General features: G+C 63.9%; 16 protein-coding genes. 11 read left to right on the top strand and 5 right to left on the bottom strand.

Features of this window, described 5'->3' with window-relative positions; all coding sequences use genetic code 11:
* Positions 1–2: 2 nt before the first annotated feature.
* Positions 3–962 carry a DMT family transporter gene (locus NCT04_RS06610; RefSeq protein WP_250464484.1) on the bottom strand — a complete coding sequence of 320 codons (960 nt, stop codon included), beginning with the start codon at positions 960–962 and terminating at the stop codon, positions 3–5.
* A 280-nt stretch (positions 963–1,242) separates the two neighbouring features.
* Here NCT04_RS06610 and dapC point away from each other — a divergent pair, with 280 nt between their 5' ends.
* From dapC to cls, 6 genes are all read left to right on the top strand, one after another.
* Entirely contained in the window at positions 1,243–2,493 is a 1,251-nt protein-coding gene (gene dapC / locus NCT04_RS06605) for a succinyldiaminopimelate transaminase (RefSeq protein WP_250464482.1), read from the top strand.
* 43 nt (positions 2,494–2,536) lie between these two features.
* Positions 2,537–3,364, top strand: coding sequence for a 2,3,4,5-tetrahydropyridine-2,6-dicarboxylate N-succinyltransferase (dapD, locus tag NCT04_RS06600; protein WP_250464480.1), 828 nt, complete (start codon positions 2,537–2,539; stop codon positions 3,362–3,364).
* A 2-nt stretch (positions 3,365–3,366) separates the two neighbouring features.
* Entirely contained in the window at positions 3,367–3,726 is a 360-nt protein-coding gene (locus tag NCT04_RS06595; RefSeq protein WP_404989191.1) for an ArsC family reductase, read from the top strand.
* Positions 3,727–3,821: 95 nt separating this feature from the next.
* The gene (gene dapE, locus NCT04_RS06590; protein WP_250464478.1) at positions 3,822–4,961 is read left to right on the top strand and encodes a succinyl-diaminopimelate desuccinylase; all 1,140 of its coding nucleotides are present in this window, start codon (positions 3,822–3,824) and stop codon (positions 4,959–4,961) included.
* A gap of 31 nt (positions 4,962–4,992) precedes the next feature.
* Entirely contained in the window at positions 4,993–5,880 is an 888-nt protein-coding gene (gene prmB / locus NCT04_RS06585) for a 50S ribosomal protein L3 N(5)-glutamine methyltransferase (protein WP_250464476.1), read from the top strand.
* A 150-nt stretch (positions 5,881–6,030) separates the two neighbouring features.
* Positions 6,031–7,545: a cardiolipin synthase gene (cls, locus tag NCT04_RS06580; RefSeq protein WP_250464474.1), complete on the top strand. Its 1,515-nt coding sequence runs from the start codon at positions 6,031–6,033 to the stop codon at positions 7,543–7,545.
* Between the two features lie 4 nt (positions 7,546–7,549).
* On the opposite strand, the gene NCT04_RS06575 is transcribed toward cls, so the two are convergent.
* Positions 7,550–8,041: a glutathione peroxidase gene (locus tag NCT04_RS06575; RefSeq protein ID WP_250464472.1), complete on the bottom strand. Its 492-nt coding sequence runs from the start codon at positions 8,039–8,041 to the stop codon at positions 7,550–7,552.
* Positions 8,042–8,185: 144 nt separating this feature from the next.
* Between NCT04_RS06575 and NCT04_RS06570 the strand changes: the two genes are divergently transcribed.
* Complete coding sequence (locus NCT04_RS06570; RefSeq protein ID WP_250464470.1) at positions 8,186–10,126, top strand: ATP-binding cassette domain-containing protein; 1,941 nt, start codon at positions 8,186–8,188, stop codon at positions 10,124–10,126.
* A 153-nt stretch (positions 10,127–10,279) separates the two neighbouring features.
* Here the strand turns inward: NCT04_RS06570 and NCT04_RS06565 are convergent, their stop codons facing one another.
* The 3 genes from NCT04_RS06565 to alr all read right to left on the bottom strand — a co-directional run bounded on the left by NCT04_RS06565 (position 10,280) and on the right by alr (position 13,215).
* A complete protein-coding gene (locus NCT04_RS06565; RefSeq protein ID WP_244827743.1) occupies positions 10,280–10,543 on the bottom strand; it encodes a DUF2866 domain-containing protein in 264 nt (87 codons plus the stop codon).
* Positions 10,544–10,713: 170 nt separating this feature from the next.
* Positions 10,714–12,102: a DNA repair protein RadA gene (gene radA / locus NCT04_RS06560; protein WP_244827742.1), complete on the bottom strand. Its 1,389-nt coding sequence runs from the start codon at positions 12,100–12,102 to the stop codon at positions 10,714–10,716.
* 42 nt (positions 12,103–12,144) lie between these two features.
* A complete protein-coding gene (alr, locus tag NCT04_RS06555) occupies positions 12,145–13,215 on the bottom strand; it encodes an alanine racemase (protein ID WP_244827741.1) in 1,071 nt (356 codons plus the stop codon).
* A gap of 294 nt (positions 13,216–13,509) precedes the next feature.
* On the opposite strand from alr, the gene lplT reads away from it, so the two are divergent.
* From lplT to thiD, 4 genes are read left to right on the top strand one after another with little or no spacing between them, the layout of a single operon-like run.
* Complete coding sequence (gene lplT / locus NCT04_RS06550; RefSeq protein WP_244827740.1) at positions 13,510–14,817, top strand: lysophospholipid transporter LplT; 1,308 nt, start codon at positions 13,510–13,512, stop codon at positions 14,815–14,817.
* A 48-nt stretch (positions 14,818–14,865) separates the two neighbouring features.
* The gene (gene thiM / locus NCT04_RS06545; RefSeq protein ID WP_250464468.1) at positions 14,866–15,681 is read left to right on the top strand and encodes a hydroxyethylthiazole kinase; all 816 of its coding nucleotides are present in this window, start codon (positions 14,866–14,868) and stop codon (positions 15,679–15,681) included.
* 11 nt (positions 15,682–15,692) lie between these two features.
* Positions 15,693–16,337, top strand: a complete 645-nt coding sequence (thiE, locus tag NCT04_RS06540) for a thiamine phosphate synthase (protein WP_250464465.1) — start codon at positions 15,693–15,695, stop codon at positions 16,335–16,337.
* A gap of 16 nt (positions 16,338–16,353) precedes the next feature.
* Positions 16,354–17,166, top strand: coding sequence for a bifunctional hydroxymethylpyrimidine kinase/phosphomethylpyrimidine kinase (gene thiD / locus NCT04_RS06535; protein WP_250464463.1), 813 nt, complete (start codon positions 16,354–16,356; stop codon positions 17,164–17,166).
* Position 17,167 lies beyond the last annotated feature (1 nt).

Raw genomic sequence — 17,167 nt, 5'->3', positions numbered from 1 at the left:
CATCATACCATCGCCCGTCTCGATTTCTTTTTGCCTGCGCCTTCATTGCGCGATGTATTTTCAGCGGCTTCTTTTCGCTGCCGATGCACCCATGCCGACAGCACGCAAGCCGCCACGATGCACGCGCCGCCGGCCCATTCGCGCGGGCCCGGCACTTCATGCGCGAAGAGCCACGACGAGAGCGCGGTGACGACGAGTTCGAACAGCATGATGATCGACGCGCGATTGGCGGGCACGCGCGCCAGGCCGATCTGCACGATCATGTTGTTCACCGCGAGCACGACGCCGAGGCCCAGCACGATCGACGCGACCGTGCCCAATTGCGCGGCTGAAGGCGGCGCGGGCATCGGCTCGAACACGGTGACGAGCGAAGCGACGATAGCCGCGCCGCCGAAGATCACCGCCGTGCGCATCTCCGGCTTCATTGCCGGAAGCGTGCGCGTGATGCGCACCACCAGCACGTTGCTGATGGAAAAGCCCATGCCGCCCATGAGCCCCGCCCATTCCGCGAGATTGGCGGGCAACGGCAGGCCGAGTTCGGGCGACCACAGCATGGTGACCGCGCCCGCGAGCGACAGCAAGGACAGCGCGGCATCCACGCGAGTCAGGCGTTCCTTCAGGATGAAGTGCGCGAAGATCGCGGTCCAGGCGGGCGTGAGATAGAACAGCAGCAGCACGCGCATCACCTGGCCGTGAATAGCGCCCCAGACGAAGCCGATGCTCGTCACGCCCGCCGCGAGTCCAAGCGCGACGAGCAGCCAATGCCACGAAAGGCTCTTGATCGAGCGATGCCGGAACAGCAGCACGAAGAGACAGGCGACCGCGCTCGTGCTTGCGCTGGCGGCGGTGCCGGAAAGGCCCATGGCGGCGAGCATGCGCATGGGATACCACACGAGGCCCCAGACCGATGCGCCGATCATGATGGCGAGCGTCGGGCCGGCGTCGTGGAAGCGGCTGCTCATCGTGTTACTCCGGCCGGCTGCGCGATTGCGCGCATCTCATCGTGATCAACCGGCTGTACCAGTGCGCCTTTCATGAGGCTCATTATTCGTTTGTCCTTTGCTGCAACGCGTCCGGCATAAGGCCGCGCGCTATAATCTCATGCTCTTGCGTGTGCATTTCGCGTGTTCGTCGTGTCACGACGAAGCTCTTCTTCAAGCCCGCTGCACGCATGCGTCGGATGCCGTTCGCTCATACATACGTACAGACGCATAACCGCATAACCGCAAAACCGGTCACGCCGTGAATCCACTACTCCAGAAACTTCAGTCGTATCCGTTCGAAAAGCTGCGTCTGCTTTTTCAGGGCATCGAGCCGCGCGCCGGATTCACGCCGATCAGCTTCGGTATTGGCGAGCCGAAGCATCCCACGCCCGCGCTGATACGCGACGCCGTCATCGATTCGCTCGACGGCATGGCGAGCTATCCGGCAACGCTCGGCAGCGCGCCCTTGCGCGAAGCCATCGCCAAGTGGGTGATGACGCGCTACGGTCTGCCTTCGATCAATCCCGCCACCGAAGTGCTGCCCGTTTCCGGTTCGCGCGAAGCCTTGTTCGCGCTGGCGCAGACCGTTGTCGACAGCCGCGGCGCGAGTCACGCGGCGGCGTCGGGCGAGCCGCCCATCGTACTCTGTCCGAACCCGTTCTATCAAATCTACGAAGGCGCGGCGCTGCTCGCGGGCGCCGAGCCTTACTTCGTCAATAGCGACCCGTCGCGCAACTTCGCGTGCGATTACTCGACGGTGCCCGAAGCAATTTGGGCGCGCACGCAACTGCTCTACGTGTGTTCGCCGGGCAATCCGACAGGCGCCGTGCTCACGCTCGACAACTGGCGCGAACTCTTCGCGCTGTCGGACAAGCACGGCTTCGTGATTGCCTCCGACGAGTGCTATTCGGAAATCTATTTCGACGAAGCCAATCCGCCGCTCGGCGGCCTCGAAGCCGCGCACAAGCTGAATCGCGGTTTCGAGCGTCTCGTCATGCTGTCGAGCTTGTCGAAGCGCTCGAACGTGCCCGGCATGCGCTCGGGCTTCGTCGCTGGCGACGCCGCTATCCTCAAAAGTTTCCTGCTGTATCGCACCTATCATGGCGCGGCGCTTTCGACGGTGTTTCAGAAAGCGAGCGTGGTCGCGTGGCAGGATGAAACGCACGTTCGCGACAATCGCGCGAAGTATCTGCGGAAGTTCGAAACCGTCACGCCCATGCTCGCCGAGGTGCTCGACGTACGTTTGCCCGACGCCGCGTTCTATTTGTGGGCCAACGTCGCCAAGACCGGTCTCACGGATACCGAGTTCGCCGCGCGTCTGTACGCCGACTATAATGTGACGGTCCTGCCGGGGTCCTTTCTCGCCCGCATGGCGCACGGCACGAATCCGGGCGAAGGCTTCGTGCGCATCGCGCTCGTCGCCGGCGTCGAGGAATGTGTCGAAGGCGCCCGCCGCATCGTCGAATTCTGCCGCACGCTGTCGCCGGTCACGGCATCCGTCTCGCCGTGACGGGCGCGGCCAGTCCATCTCTCCATCATCCTCGATACCAACTATGTCGCAACAACTTCAGAGCATCATCGATCAAGCCTGGGAAAACCGCGCTGAACTGTCGCCCAAGGCCGCGCCCGCGGAAGTCCGCGAAGCCGTTGCCCATGCCATCGAACAACTGGACAAGGGCGCGTTGCGTGTCGCCGAAAAGCGCGACGGCGACTGGGTCGTGAATCAATGGCTGAAGAAGGCGGTGCTGCTGTCGTTCCGTCTGGAAGACAACGCGCCGATGCCCGCCGGCGGCTACTCGCAGTTCTACGACAAAGTGCCCTCGAAGTTCGCGAACTACACGCCCGAAGACTTCGCGGCAGGCGGTTTCCGCGTGGTGCCGCCGGCCATCGCGCGGCGCGGCTCGTTCATCGCGAAGAACGTGGTGCTGATGCCCTCGTACACCAACATTGGCGCTTATGTCGATGAAGGCACCATGGTCGATACCTGGGCCACCGTCGGTTCGTGCGCGCAGATCGGCAAGAACGTGCATCTGTCGGGCGGCGTGGGCATTGGCGGCGTGCTGGAACCGTTACAGGCGAATCCGGTCATCATCGAGGACAACTGCTTTATCGGCGCGCGCTCGGAAGTGGTGGAAGGCGTGATCGTCGAGGAAAATTCGGTCATTTCCATGGGCGTGTATCTCGGCCAGAGCACTAAGATCTTTGACCGCGAAACCGGTCAGGTGAGCTACGGCCGCATTCCGGCGGGCTCGGTGGTGGTCGCGGGCAACCTGCCTTCGAAGGACGGTTCGCACAGCCTGTATTGCGCGGTCATCGTCAAGAAGGTCGACGCCAAGACGCGCGCCAAGGTTGGCCTGAACGAACTGCTGCGAGGCGACTGATCGTGGCGAAGACAACGGTCGTGTATGGCATTCCCAATTGCGACACGGTGAAGAAAGCACGCGTGTGGCTGGAGGAACATGGCGTGCCGTTCGAGTTTCACGACTTCAAGAAAGCCGGCGTGTCGAACGCGCTGGTGCAGGACTGGCTGAAGGACGTGCCGCTCGACCAGCTCATCAACAAGCGCGGCACGACCTGGCGCGGGCTGTCGGACGTGCACAAGGCCGAAGCGGATACCACCGCGGGCGCCATTGCACTCATGATCCACAAGCCGTCGATCATCAAGCGGCCGGTCGTCGTCGTGAACGGGCGCGTGAAGACGCTCGGCTTTTCGGCCGAGCAGTACGAGACGATCTTCGCATGATCCCGTGCGGTGACTTCGCTCTTCCGAGTCACTGACGCGCCACGAGTGCCGGCCCCCTGCGCCGGCATTTTTTATCGCATCAACGTCAAGACACCATGTCCGGCACCTTATCCCTCACCGAAGCATTGATCGAACGCGCGTCCGTCACGCCCGACGACCAGCATTGTCAGGCGCTGATGATCGAACGCCTCGCCGCGATCGGCTTTCACTGCGAAACCATCGCCTCGGGCGGCGTCACGAACCTGTGGGCGGTCAAGCGCGGCACGGACGGATCGCAAGGCAAGCTGCTTGCCTTCGCCGGCCACACCGATGTCGTGCCCACCGGCCCGCTCGAACAATGGACCTCGCCGCCGTTCGCCCCGACGCAGCGCGACGGCAAGCTCTACGGGCGCGGCGCGGCGGACATGAAGGCCTCGCTTGCGGCGTTCGTCGTATCGAGCGAAGAGTTCGTCGCGAACCATCCGTTGCATCGCGGCTCGCTCGCCTTTCTCATCACGAGCGATGAAGAAGGCCCCGCCACCGACGGCACCGTGAAGGTCGTCGAAGCCTTGAAGGCGCGCGGCGAGCGACTCGATTACTGCATCGTCGGCGAGCCGACTTCGAACGCCACGCTCGGCGACATGGTCAAGAACGGCCGGCGCGGCTCGATGACAGGCAAGCTCGTCGTCAAGGGCGTGCAAGGGCATATCGCGTATCCGCATCTCGCGAAAAATCCGGTGCATGCGCTCGCACCGGCGCTTGCCGAACTCGTGGCGGAGCGCTGGGACGACGGCAACGAATACTTTCCGCCGACCACGTGGCAAGTCTCGAACCTGCATTCCGGCACGGGCGCGACCAACATCATTCCCGGCCACGCGGACCTGATGTTCAACTTCCGCTTCTCGACCGCGAGCACGGTCGACGGTCTGCAAAGCCGCGTGCAAGCCATTCTCGACAAGCACGGCCTCGATTACGACCTGACCTGGACCGTGAGCGGCCTGCCCTTCTTGACGCCGCGCGGCGAACTCTCCGAGGCGCTCGAAAAAGCGATCCGCGACGAAACCGGCGTGGCGACGGAACTGTCGACCACGGGCGGCACGTCGGACGGGCGCTTCATCGCGCGCATCTGCAAACAGGTGATCGAATTCGGTCCGCCGAACGGCACCATCCATAAGATCGACGAACATGTCGAAGTGCGATTCATCGAGCCGCTGAAGAACATCTACCGCCGCGTGCTCGAACAACTCGTCGCTTAAAGCCTCTACCCGTCACACAAGGAGCCATTCGATGGCGCTGCCCTTCACCACCCTGCGCGACTTGCTGCGCTTTGGCGTTACGCGCTTCACAGAGGCCGGACTCTCGTTCGGCCACGGTTCGACCAACGCCTATGACGAAGCCGCGTATCTGATTCTGCATACGCTGCATCTGCCGCTCGACACGCTCGACCCGTTTCTCGACGCGCGCCTGCTCGACACCGAAATCGACGCCGTCATGAAAGTAATCGAGCGCCGCGCGAAGGAACACGTGCCCGCCGCCTACATCACGCAGGAAGCGTGGATGCACGGACACCGTTTCTACGTCGATGAGCGCGTGATCGTGCCGCGTTCGTTCATCGGCGAATTGCTGCAGGACGGCTTGCAACCTTACGTGGCCGACCCCGACCAGGTCACGCGCGTGCTCGAACTCTGCACCGGTTCGGGCTGCCTCGCGGTGCTCGCGGCGCAGGCGTTCGAAAACGCCGATATCGATGCCGTCGACATCTCCGCCGATGCGCTCGCGGTCGCGCGCCGCAACGTCGACGACTACGAACTCGACGAACGCATCTCGCTTTACGAAGGCGACCTGTATGCGCCGCTGCCGCAAGACGCGCGCTACGAAGTGATCATCACGAACCCGCCATACGTCAACGCCACCGCCATGCAGTCGCTGCCCGAGGAATATCGCCACGAGCCGGCACTCGCGCTCGCGGGCGGCGCGGACGGCATGGACGTGGTGCGGCGTATCGTGCACGAGGCGAGCAAGTGGCTGACCGAAGACGGCGTGCTCGTCGTCGAGATCGGCAACGAACGCGCCAATGTCGAAGCGGCGCTCGGCGGTCTCGATCTAATCTGGCTCTCGACCAGCGCTGGCGACGACAACGTGTTCCTGATCCAGGCCGCCGACCTGCCGGCCTGAGCCTTCAGCGGCGTTGTTTCAACGCAAGCGCGGTCCTTTTCGGGCCGCGACTTGCGCCCAAGGTTCGGTAATATGACGCATCCTCGCGGCAGCGCATTTGCTGTCGCGCCGTGCAGGCTGCACGCGTCGTCATCGGACCAACGGCATTCCATGCAAGCAGCAGACTGGCTACACCTCGGCACGCTCGTGATAGCCGCGCATGTGCTCGGCGTGATCGCGGCGATTCACGCCATCATCAATACGCGCACGTCGCAGGGCGCGGTGGCGTGGGCGGTGTCGCTCGTCGCCATGCCTTACTTCACGCTCATTCCTTATCTGTTTCTCGGCCGTAGCAAGTTCGCGGGTTATATCGACGCGCGTCGGCTCGAAGTCGAGATTCTGCGCAGCCGCTCGAAACCCGCCGAATGGGACTCGACGGATCGCAGCGACGCGCCTCAGCCGCTCCCGATTCATCGCGACGAAGCCGGCGCGCTGCTCGACGCGTCGGGCGTGCGCGGCGAGATTGCGCCGGGACCGGCGAGCTATCTCGGCAATCCGACCATTCGCACTTTGCAGCGCCTCTCGGGCATGCCGTTCCTGCGCGGCAACTCGGTGCGCGTGCTCGTCAACGGCGACGCCACGTTCTCCGCGATTCTCTCCGCCATCGAAGCGGCCGAGCACTATGTCGTCGTGCAGTTCTTCATCGTGCGCGCCGATGCGCTCGGCGAGTTGCTCAAGGAAATGCTCATCGCGCGGGCGAAAGCGGGCGTGCGCGTCTATTTTCTCTACGACAGCATCGGCAGCTTCGACTTGCCGCATCGCTACGTGAATGCGCTGCGTGCGAGCGGCGTACAGGCGCATCCGTTCGCGGCCAAGCGCAAGTTCGTGCACCGCTTCCAGATCAACTTCCGCAATCACCGGAAGATCGTGGTGGTCGACGGCAAGCGCGCATTCGTCGGCGGACATAACGTGGGCGTCGAGTATCTCGGCGGCAATCCACGCCTCACGCCCTGGCGCGATACCCACGTCGAGGTGCGCGGCCCCGCCGTGGCGAGCATCCAGTTCGTTTTCACGGAAGATTGGTACTGGGCCACGCAACGCCTGCCGGAGCTCGGCCCCGCGCCGCATTCGGACGAAAACATGCACTGCATGGTGTTGTCGAGCGGCCCGGCCGACAAACAGGAGACCTGTTCGCTCTTCTTCGTCGAGGCGATCAACGCGGCGCGCCAACGTGTATGGATCACCTCGCCCTATCTGATTCCCGACGAAGCCGTGTTCTCCGCGCTGCGCCTTGCCGTGATGCGTGGCGTCGATGTACGCATCCTGATTCCGAGCCGGCGCGATCATCGCGTGGTGTTCGCGGCATCGAAGCTGTATGCCTACGATCTGTTGCAGGCGGGCGTGCGCATCTTCCGCTACAAGCCGGGTTTTCTGCATCAAAAGGTCGTGCTCGTCGACGATGTCGGCGCGGCCATAGGCAGCGCCAATCTCGACAACCGCTCCTTTCGCCTCAACTTCGAGGTCATGGTGCTGACCGTCGACAACGCTTTCGCGCGTGAAGTCGAAAGCATGCTGCTCGCCGACTTCGCGCTCTCGTATGAGATCGACCGCGAGGACTATCGCGGCGCGGCGTCCTGGCGACGCATGGCCATGCATGTCGCGCGCCTCTTCTCGCCTATCCTCTAAGGCGCTACAGCAGTTTTTCGATGTCCTCGGCAATCGACTCCGGTTTCGTCAGCGACGCGTAGCGCTTCAGGATGTCGCCGTTGCGGTTCACGAGAAACTTCGTGAAGTTCCACTTGACGACCTCGGTGCCGAGCACGCCCGGTTCCTTCGATGTCAGATATTTGAAGAGCGGATGCGCATGCGGCCCCTTGACGTCGATCTTCGCGAACATCGGGAACGTGACGCCGTAGTTCTTTTCGCAGAAGCTGCCGATCTGCGTGGCATCGCCCGGTTCCTGCGCGCCGAACTGGTTGCAGGGAAAACCGAGCACTTCGAAACCGCGCGCCGCGAAGCGCTCATAGACTTCCTGCAAACCCTTGTATTGCGGCGTGAAGCCGCATTCGCTCGCGGTGTTCACGATCAAAAGCACCTTGCCGCGATACTGGTCGATGTTCACCGTCTCGCCGCCCAGCGTCTCGGCCTTGAACGCGTAAATGTCGTCGCTTGCTGCACTCATGAGTTGCTCCCGCTGGAAAGATTCAAAGAAAGGCGATGCTACTACCGCGCGCCACTTACCGCCATTGGCCGAACGGACGACCCCCGGCGCTTCGTGGCCGCAGTCTAAAATAGCGGTTTCCCTCATGCCGCGCCGCCATCTTCCGTGATTCGCTTCAACCAGTTCAGCCTCTCCCGCGGCACCAAGCCGCTTTTCGAAGAGACCAGTTTCACGCTCAATCCGGGCGAGAAAGCCGGTCTCGTCGGCGCGAACGGCGCGGGCAAATCCACGCTCTTTTCCGTGTTGCGCGGCGAGTTGCACGCCGACGGCGGCGATTTCGCGCTGCCGCCTTCGTGGCGCATTGCGCATGTCGCGCAAGAAACGCCCGCCGTGGACCGCACGGCGCTCGACTACACGCTCGACGGCGACACGCGACTGCGGGCTATCGAGGCACGCATCGCGGCGGCTTCGGCGGCGCATGACGGCGCGGCCGAAGCCGAAGCCCACGCCGCTTTCGCCGATGCCGACGGCTACACCGCGCCCGCGCGCGCCGAAACGCTGTTGCTCGGCCTGGGCTTCACGCTCGCGCAGACACGCGAACCGGTGACGAGCTTCTCGGGCGGGTGGCGCATGCGCCTGAATCTGGCGCAGGCGCTGATGTGTCCGTCCGACCTCTTGCTGCTCGACGAACCCACGAATCACCTGGACCTCGATGCAATCATCTGGCTCGAAGACTGGCTCGGCCGTTATCCCGGCACGCTCGTCGTGATTTCGCACGACCGCGAATTTCTCGACGCGGTCTGCAATGTCACGCTGCATCTTGAGAATCGTCAGATCAAGCGCTACGGCGGCAACTACAGCCAGTTCGAAGTGCTGCGCGCGCAACAGCTCGCCTTGCAGCAGAACGCCTACGAAAAGCAGCAGAGAACGGTGGCGCATCTGCAGAGTTTCATCGACCGCTTCAAGGCCAAGGCGACCAAGGCCAAGCAGGCGCAAAGCCGCGTCAAGGCGCTGGAGAAGATGGAGCTGATCGCGCCCGCGCATGCGAGCTCGCCGTTCACGTTCGAGTTCCGCGCGCCCGACGCCGCGCCCAATCCGATGATGGTCATGGAAGACGTGCGCTGCGGTTATCGCACCGAGGGCATCGAGATTCCGATTGTCGAAGGCGTGACGCTGTCGATTCAAAACGGTCAGCGCATCGGCTTGCTCGGCGCGAACGGGCAGGGTAAATCGACGCTCATCAAGACGCTCGCCGGCACGCTTGCCGCGCTGTCCGGCAGCGTGCGGCAAGGCAAGGGCTTGCAGATTGGCTACTTCGCGCAGCATCAGCTCGAAACGCTGCGTCCCGACGACTCCGCCATTCAGCATCTCGCGCGGCTTGCGCCCGACACGCGCGAGCAGGAACTGCGCGACTTTCTCGGCAGCTTCAACTTTTCGGGCGAAATGGCGACCGCGAAAATCGCGCCGTTTTCCGGTGGCGAAAAGGCGCGGCTCGCGCTGGCGCTCATCATTTGGCAGAAGCCGAATCTGCTGCTGCTGGACGAGCCGACCAATCACCTCGACCTCGAAACCCGCCACGCGCTCACCATGGCGCTCGCGCAGTTCGAAGGCACGCTGATCCTCGTGTCGCACGACCGGCACTTGCTGCGCGCGACGACCGACACCTTCATGCTGGTGGCGAAGCATCGTCTGAGTCCGTTCGACGGCGATCTCGACGATTATCGCGACTGGCTGCTGCAACACGCCGCCGAAACGCGCGCGGCGGCAAAGGACGCGAATGGCGCGTCGTCCACGAACGCAGACACGCAGGACAGCGCGCAGAACCGCAAGGAACAGCGCCGTCTGGAGGCGCAGGAGCGGCAGAAGCTCGCGCATCTGAAGAAGCCGCTGCAGTCGCGCATTGCGAAGATAGAAAAGGAAATGGATGCGCTGAATGCGGAAAAAGCCACGCTCGATACGTTCGTCGCCGATCCCGCGAGTTACGAGGCCGCGATGAAAACGAAGCTAACCGACACCATTCGCCGGCAAGGCGAAGTCGGCGCGCGGCTGGAGGCGCTCGAAATGGAGTGGCTGGAAGCGCATGAAGAGCTTGAGCAGATCGGGTGATGACTTTGCGGCGCGCTGATCCAGCGGCCGGACTCACGTAGCTTCGCGTGCCTGGCGCGCCGCAAGCCTTCGAACGCCACCGTGCTTCGTAGGAAGCGCGAACCCTTCACTGATCGACACGCAACACGTTCACCCACGCCGCCGCCACGAATTTCACCTTCGCGGCAAGGTCTGCCTTGGTTGCCGTTCGTCATCGACGAGCACGTGCTTGCGCCCCGTCACATGGCGGCGGATAGTCGCGACGACTTCGTCCTCGGTGGCATCGGCCGCGACGACACGACGTGAAATCTGCCCTTCACCGTCGATCCATTCGACGATCCGGCATCCGCCACCGAAAGGCTGCTGCAGCGGCGCGGAGACACGGCACCCGCGCAGATGAAACGCGGGCTTGGGCCGCGTTGATTTGATGTGGTTCAAAGCGTGGTCCTCTCGATCCTTGCAATCACTTCGCCTGTGTCGAGACAGCAGACGAAGCCGGCCGGTTCCGTAGCCTTGTAAGGATAAGAAGATCGCGCGCGAATCAGGTTACATATCGACGCGACATTTTTACGCCGCATTACGAAGCTCTGACCAAGCGCGCCAGGAGCTCACTCCAGGTCGCGCACGCGGTCGATCGCTTCCTCGATCCGATCCACCGCGATCACGTTCAGCCCGTCGATAGGCTGCTTCGGCGCGTTGGCCTTCGGAATCAGCGCGGCCGAAAAGCCCAGCTTGGCCGCTTCCTTGAGCCGGTCTTGTCCGCGCGGCGAAGGCCGGATCTCGCCGGCGAGTCCCACTTCGCCGAACGTGATGAGGCCCTTCGGCAGCGGCTTGTTGCGCATCGACGAATGGATGGCGAGCAGCACGGCGAGATCGGCCGCGGGTTCGGTGATCTTCACGCCGCCGACGGCGTTCAGGAACACGTCCTGATCGAAACACGCGATGCCCGCATGCCGATGCAGCACCGCGAGCAAGAGCGCGAGCCGGTTCTGTTCGAGCCCGACCGCGAGGCGTCGCGGATTGGGCACGTGCGCGGTGTCGACGAGCGCCTGTACCTCGACGAGCAAGGGCCGCGAGCCTTCCTGCGTCACCAGGACGCACGACCCCGGCACGCTCTGCTCGTGCTGCGACAAAAAGAGCGCCGAGGGATTCGCCACGCCGCGCAAGCCGCGCTCGGTCATGGCGAACACGCCGAGTTCGTTGACCGCGCCGAAGCGGTTCTTGAAGGCGCGCACGAGCCTGAACGACGAGTGCGTATCGCCTTCGAAGTACAGCACCGTATCGACGATATGTTCCAGCACGCGCGGCCCCGCGAGGCTGCCTTCCTTGGTCACGTGGCCGACCATGATGATCGCGGTGCCGGTCTGCTTGGCGATGCGCGTCAACTGCGCCGCGCACTCGCGAACCTGCGCGACCGAGCCGGGCGCGGAGGTGAGCGCTTCGGAATAAATGGTCTGAATCGAATCGATGACCGCGACTTCCGGCCGTTGCTCGTCGATGGTCGCCTGGATTTTTTCGAGCTGGATTTCCGCGAGCAAGCCGAGGTCGCCGACGGCGCTGTCCCGCGCGCCCGTCAGGCCGAGCCGCGCCGCGCGCAACGCGATCTGCGCGCCGGATTCTTCGCCGCTCACGTAGAGCGCGCGCCGCTCGCGGGCGATTTCCGCAAGCGATTGCAAGAGCAACGTCGATTTGCCGATGCCCGGATCGCCGCCGATCAACACCACGCCGCCGGGCACGAGACCGCCTCCGAGCACCCGGTCGAATTCGCCGACGCCCGTGGTGAAACGCGGCACGTCGGAGGCCTCGATGTCGGCGAGCCGCTGCACCGGCGAACTCTTCGCGAGCGCCTGGAAGCGATGCGCCGAAGCGCCCTGCTCCACCGACTCCACGAGCGTATTCCACGCCCCGCACGCGGCACACTGGCCGGTCCATTTCGGCGCTTGTCCGCCGCATTCGCTACAGATATAGAGCGTCTTTGCTTTCGCTGCTTTTGCCACGCGCTGCCTTGCTATAAGTCCGGTTGAAGTTCGATGCCTGGATTATTCCGCGCGCACCGGCACGCGTTGCGCGATCGCGCACATCAACTCATAGCCGATGGTGCCGCACGAAGAGGCGACATCGTCGATAGGCAGATTCGGGCCCCACAGTTCGACGCGCGAGCCGATGCCCGCATGCGGAACCGGCGTGAGATCGACCGTGAGCATGTCCATGGACACGCGGCCGACGAGTTTCGTCCTCACGCCATCGACGATAACGGGCGTGCCTTCCGGCGCCACGCGCGGATATCCGTCCGCATAACCGCACGCCACCACGCCGATGCGAATGGCCTGTCCCGCCGTGTAAGTGGAACCGTAACCGATGCTGCTGCCCGCCTCGACCGTCTGTACGGCGATCAGCTCCGACGAAAGCGTCATGGCCGGACGCAGCCCGAGATTCGCGACATCGGCCGTCACGCCCGACGGCGACGCGCCATACAAAATGATGCCGGGCCGCACCCAGTCGAAGTGCGCGGCCGGATGCCACAGGACCGCCGCCGAGTTCGACAGGCTGCGCGCCCCCGCAATGCCTTCCGCGCCGCGTTCGAACGCCGCCAGCTGATGCGCGACGCCGCGTTCGCTGTCGGCATCGGAAAAATGGGTCATGAGCGTGATCTGTCCGATGCCCTGCACCGCCCGCGCCCGCTCCCACGCGGCGCGGAACCGCTCGGGCACGTAGCCGAGCCGGTTCATGCCGCTATTCATCTTCAACTGGATATTGATCGGCTTGGACAGCCGCGCCATTTCCAGCATGCGCAATTGCTCGTCGCAATGCACGGCCGTGGTCAGGCTGTAGCGGTCGATCACGTCGATATCGGTCGGCCGGAAGAAGCCTTCGAGCAGAAGAATCGGCCCGGCCCAACCCAATTCACGCAACTTTACGGCTTCTTCGAGGTCCAGAAGCCCGAAGCCGTCCGTTGCCCGAAGTCCGGGGAACGCTCGCGCAAGTCCGTGGCCATAAGCATTGGCCTTGACGACAGCCCAGATTTTGGATTTCGGCGCGTGCTTTCGTGCGACGGAGAGATTGTTGGCGAGTGCGGCGGTGTGAATGGTGGCGGAAAGGGGGCGCGGCATGAGCGTGTGTGGAATTGCGGTTCGGGCAGTCGGAAGGGCGAGCATACGCCAGCGTGGCATTGCGTGCTGCGGGTCTCAAAGACGCCTTGCGAATCAGTATCTTAAGAACAAACTCGCGGACGATCGTCTGTTTTTCGAGCGTCATCGAGATTACTGCTAGTCAGAATGCGCCTATTTTCGTGTTATAAAGCCGTGCGCACAACCCATTTCGAAAGGCATAAGCCCGATCGCAAGACAAGCGGCATGTCCGGCGGGCGGGGCGGATCACCCGCAGTGAGGAAAGCTTCGGATCAGATGAAAAAAGGTTTTTACACCATCATGGCCGCGCAGTTTTTCTCATCGCTGGCTGACAACGCTCTCCTGATTGCTGCCATTGCACTGCTGAAAGACCTTCACGCCCCGAACTGGATGACGCCGCTCCTGAAGCTGTTCTTCGTGCTCTCCTACGTGGTACTCGCGGCTTTCGTCGGCGCTTTCGCGGACTCGCGGCCCAAGGGCCGGGTGATGTTCGTCACCAATTCCATCAAGGTCGTCGGCTGCATCACCATGCTGGTGGGCGCACATCCGCTACTGGCCTACGGCATCGTGGGCTTCGGCGCGGCGGCCTACTCGCCCGCGAAGTACGGAATTCTCACCGAACTGCTGCCCGCCGACCGGCTCGTTGCCGCCAATGGCTGGATAGAAGGCACCACGGTCGGGTCGATCATCCTGGGCACGGTCATGGGCGGCGCGCTCATCAGTCCGCATATCGCCGGGCATCTGCTCAGTCTGCACATTCCGAAAGTCAATACGCCCGCCGAAGCCGCCATGCTCGTGATCGTGCTGATGTATGTAATCGCCGCGATCTTCAACCTGCGCATTCCCGACACCGGCGCGCGTTATCCGAAGCAGGAAACGCGGCCGATCAAGCTCATCACCGATTTCGCCGGTTGCTTCGTGACGCTCTGGCACGACAAGCTCGGACAAATCTCGCTCGCGGTCACCACGCTCTTCTGGGGCGCGGGCGCGACCTTGCAGTTCATCGTACTGAAATGGGCCGAAGTGTCGCTCGGCATGACGCTCTCGCAGGCCGCCATCTTGCAGGCGGTGATCGCGGTGGGCGTCGCGGTCGGCGCGGTGCTCGCGGCGGCGCGCGTGCCGCTCAAGCGCTCGCTGTCGGTGTTGCCGGTGGGCATCATGATGGGCATCGCCGTCATGCTGATGGCGTTCTACACGCGCCACCTCTTTCCCGCGCACTGGGGCATCTACTTCGGCAAGATGCACTTTCCGGGGTATCTGCTCGTCGCCTATTTGTTCCTGATGATCGTCGGCGGCTTGTCGGGCTTCTTCGTCGTGCCGATGAACGCGCTGCTCCAGCATCGCGGGCACGTGCTCTTGTCGGCGGGCCATTCGATCGCCGTGCAGAACTTCAACGAGAATCTCTCCGTGCTCGTCATGCTGTGCCTCTACGCCGTGCTGGTGTGGCTCGACGTGCCGATCCAGTTCGTGATCGTGCTGTTCGGCACCTTCGTGTGCCTAATGATGTACTTCGTCATGCGGCGGCATCAGGCGAATCAGCGCGCGTTCGATTCCGTCGCGCTGATCGGCGAAGCGCGGCATTGAAGGCGCGCGGCACGCTTTGCTCGTAGCATCGGCTAATCTTCTTCCATCATGCTTTCCGCCGATCTCTATTCCTTCGTCACGCGCGTGCGCGGTCATGCGCCGCTCGTGCATTGCCTGACGAATCTCGTCGTCACCAACTTCACGGCCAACGTGCTGCTTGCCATCGGCGCCGCGCCGGCCATGGTCGTCGCGCGCGAGGAAGTCGGTGAATTCGCGCCGATCGCGGGCGCGCTCTCCGTCAATCTCGGCACGCTCGATGTCCCGCAGTCCCGCGCGATTCGTGCCGCCGTCGATGCCGCCAACGGCGCCGGCACGCCGTGGGTGCTAGACCCGGTCGCGGTCGGCCCGCTTACGTTCCGCACGGAATTCGCGCTCGAACTGCTCGATCTCACGCCAGCGGTCATACGCGGCAACGCATCCGAGATCATCAGTCTCTCGGGCGGCGCTGCAAGCGGACGCGGCGTGGACAGCACCGCCGCCACCGACGCCGCGCTCGACGCCGCCCAGATCCTCGCGCTCAGGACACAGGCAGTCGTCGCGGTGACGGGCGCCACCGACTACATCACCGATGGCCGGCAGGTCGTCGCGCTGTCGAACGGCTCGCCGCTGATGACGCGCGTAACCGGCGTGGGCTGCGCGCTCTCGGCGACGGTCGCGGCGTTCATCGCCACCGCGACATCGCGCGATGAACACTTCGCGGCGACGGTCGCGGCCATCGCCCATACGACGATTGCGGGCGAACTCGCCGCGCGCGATGCCGCCCTGCCCGGCAGTTTCGCGGTCGCGTATCTCGACCGGCTGGCCTCACTCGACGAGAACGCGTTCGGGCAGACGCTCGTCATGCGTGACGTCGCGCTTTCCTGATCGCTCGGCAAATGCGGCCTTCCTTCGATCTTTCGCTTTATCTCGTGCTCGATCCCGTGCAGTGCGGCGGACACGCTGCGGCGCTTGCCGTGGCGCGCGCGGCGCTCGAAGGCGGCGCGACGACCATCTTGCAATTACGCGCGCCTGAGTGGCACAAGCGCGCGTGGTACGAGCTCGCGCGCGATCTGCTGCCGCTCACGCGTGCGCATGGCGTGCCGCTCATCATCAACGATCAGGTGGATGTCGCGCTCGCAGTCGGCGCCGATGGCGTGCATGTCGGGCAGCGCGATCTGCCGGCCGACGCCGTGCGGCGCTTGCTGGGCGCGGATGCGATCATCGGTTTGTCGGTGGCCGATCGCGCCGAACTCGACGCGGCGAACGCGCTACGAGGAACCGTCGATTACCTCGGCGCGGGACCGGTGTACGCCACGCCGACGAAGACCGATGCATCGGCGCCATGCGGTATCGATGGCCTGGCTGCGCTCGTCGCCGATGCGTGTTTGCCCACGGTGGCGATCGGCGGCATTCAGACGCACAATGCCGCGGATGTCATGCGCGCGAAACCCGCGGGTCTTGCCGTCGTCTCCGCAATCTGCAAGGCGGCCGATCCCCGCGACGCGTCGCGCGTCTTGCGCGAGATCATCGAACGCGCCTGAACCTCACCGTCACCTTATGGCCGATACGAAAACCATCCCCAACGTGCTCACCATCGCCGGTTCCGACTCGGGCGGCGGCGCGGGTATCCAGGCCGATCTGAAAGCGTTCTCCGCGCTCGGCGCGTACGGCGCAAGCGTCATCACGGCGCTCACGGCGCAGAACACGTGCGGCGTCACGGCCGTGCATGCGCCGGAAGCGGCGTTCATCACCGCGCAACTCGATGCCGTGTTCGACGACATTCGCATCGACGCGGTGAAGATCGGCATGCTGGCGAACGCGGATATCGTGCGCGCCGTCGCCGATGCGCTCAGGCGGCATAAGCCGACGCATGTCGTGCTGGATACCGTGATGATTTCCAAGAGCAATCACGCGCTCCTCGCGCCGGAAGCGGTGGCGGCGTTGCGCGACGAACTGCTTCCGCTTGCCACGCTGGTGACGCCGAATCTGCCGGAGGCGGCGGCGCTGCTCGGCTCGACGCCAGCCGTCGACGAAGACGAAATGGTCCGTCAGGGCGAAGCGTTGCGCTCGCTCGGCGCGCGCGCGGTGCTGATGAAAGGCGGCCATCTTGTTTCGGCCGATAGTCCCGACTGGCTCGTCGAGGCAAGCGGTTCGATGCGGCTTAACGGTGCGCGCGTGCCGCTCAAGAATACACACGGGACGGGATGCACGTTGTCGTCGGCGATTGCGGCGCTGATTCCGCAAACGGACGATCTCGCGAGCGCGGCGGCTGAAGCGAAGCGCTATCTCACGGGCGCGATCGAAGCGAGCGCGCGGCTCGATGTCGGGCACGGCGTCGGGCCGGTGCATCATTTTTATCGCTGGTGGTAGC

The sequence above is a fragment of the Caballeronia sp. GAFFF2 genome, assembly GCF_023631485.1.
GTDB lineage: Bacteria > Pseudomonadota > Gammaproteobacteria > Burkholderiales > Burkholderiaceae > Caballeronia.
The sequence above is the reverse complement of the archived record's forward strand: the minus strand, read 5'-3'. Positions and strand labels throughout refer to the sequence as shown.